Origin of the sequence: Psychrobacter sp., from assembly GCF_035469765.1 — a bacterium.
GTDB lineage: Bacteria > Pseudomonadota > Gammaproteobacteria > Pseudomonadales > Moraxellaceae > Psychrobacter.
Map to the genome: position 1 here is coordinate 1 of NZ_DATIRM010000085.1, position 1,673 is coordinate 1,673.

Consider the following 1,673-nt stretch of genomic DNA (forward strand, 5'->3'; position numbering starts at 1 on the left):
AGCGCATCATGCTTTTAATATGGAAGTAAATAAACTATTAGAAAAGGCTGAAAACGTAGAGCGCCATATCTTTTATTTTGAGTCTGGACAACTATTGGATGAGGCATGGCTTGCTCAATTACCTAAGCCTGCTGATATTTATGTCTGTGGCTCGATGCCATTTATGGAAAGTATGATCGATGGGCTAGTGACGTTAGATCACGGTGTCGATTGCGTCCATTATGAGCCGTTTGGTCCAAAAATGAGTCTAGGAGGCTAGTTGTAGAAATCGAGTGGTTTCTACATGCGAGTTAATAAAAGTTGTAATTAGAAAAAAGCACTTGGATGACAAAGTCATTTCAAGTGCTTTTTATCAAACATAATATGATGAGATGTAGTTAACTAGATAGGAATCTTACAACGTACTCTAGTCTTTATTTTCAACCAGCCCAATCATCACACCCATCTCTTTTTTATCATGCTTATCTATCGTAGGTGCGTATAAAGCGGATGCAATACCGCCATCTAAAAATAGTGCATTCGGACATTTCAATTCATCCTTAAATAGTGCAGCGAAATGATAGAAGGTCACAGGCGCTTCGCTATTAACGAACTGTAGGCTGCCATCGCTACAAACGCCTATACCGTTACGAATTTTGGCCGAGCTGCTATCAGGGTTAAACTGCGGATGAATAGCGTCGTTAATGACCAGCATAGGACCAGATTGGGTGGCGTACCACGGCTGTGCGCTGCCATCTTTCAGCTGCTTAGCTAAGGCGTTGCTTTCAGTAATTTGCACCTTGCCAGACTTATCCCACCACAGTACGCCATTGGGTAATAAATGAAAATTGCCACCACCTTCTTTGAGGTTTAATGCGCGTATCTCTTCAGATTTTATGACGGTATAGCCAATGGGTGCATAATTTTCATTATACATACCGGCATTCATCGCAAATTTCAGAGATTGCGGCGAGGGCAGTATGTTTAATAAATTATCAAAGGTTAATAGCGGCGTGCTACTGTCAGAGGATTGCCAAAACAACTGTAACGAATAACGCTCGTCTGTCAACAAATCAGATTGAATATGACAGGCGCTGTAAGCAAATGGCGCGGTATGTGATTGACATGACCAATCGGTAGAAGAAGCGGAATCAGCTTGATTGCTATCTGTTGGCTGGCAAGCACTTATGGCAAATGTCATAACTGCCATAAGTATCAGTGCCAGTACATGAAGAGGTTTTGTGAAAACAGTGTTTGGCATCAATCATCTATCTTTTATAAGGTAATAAATTGCGTGATTGTTACGACCAAGCACTATTTAAGTAGTTAAACAGTTGGCGGTATAAAATCGCGGACGGTATTATTGACATTGCCAATCATTTTACCACCATCAATATTGACGTCTACCTTTTCAACGGTTATTTGTGTTGGCGCATTGGTTTCTTTACCGATATCGCGCGAGTCTTTGTTATAAGCAATCAGCGCATCATTATTGGCTAAGAAGCTCGACGAATCTGCCATTACCCACATCTGATTAAAGACTTCTGAGCGTGCGTTTTGCTCAAGTAAAGCGCCTTTATCGGTAAAAAAACTTCGATAGTAGCTTAATTTGCCCATCATCCAAACGGCGTGCAATGTGATAAGGCTGCAATTGACTTGGATGCTGTAAGCCGACTGCACCAACGATGCTGGCA

The 1,673-nt window shown here is 41.5% G+C and carries 1 protein-coding gene and 2 pseudogenes; 1 reads left to right on the forward strand and 2 read right to left on the reverse strand.

Translation table 11 applies throughout. From position 1 onward, the window contains the following. Positions 1–259 (forward strand): annotated as a pseudogene (locus tag VLN09_RS02365) (flavohemoprotein); the annotation flags it as partial. Between the two features lie 147 nt (positions 260–406). On the opposite strand, the gene VLN09_RS02370 reads toward VLN09_RS02365, so the two are convergent. Both VLN09_RS02370 and VLN09_RS02375 read right to left on the reverse strand, forming a co-directional pair. After that, a complete protein-coding gene (locus tag VLN09_RS02370; protein WP_325243612.1) occupies positions 407–1,240 on the reverse strand; it encodes a phosphodiester glycosidase family protein in 834 nt (277 codons plus the stop codon). 65 nt (positions 1,241–1,305) lie between these two features. Continuing rightward, positions 1,306–1,673 (reverse strand): annotated as a pseudogene (locus VLN09_RS02375) (hypothetical protein); the annotation flags it as partial.

Bases quoted from the DNA above. Each gene is read 5' to 3' on its own strand.
- VLN09_RS02370 (WP_325243612.1), bottom strand. From the start codon at position 1,240: ATGCCAAACACTGTTTTCACAAAACCTCTTCATGTACTGGCACTGATA.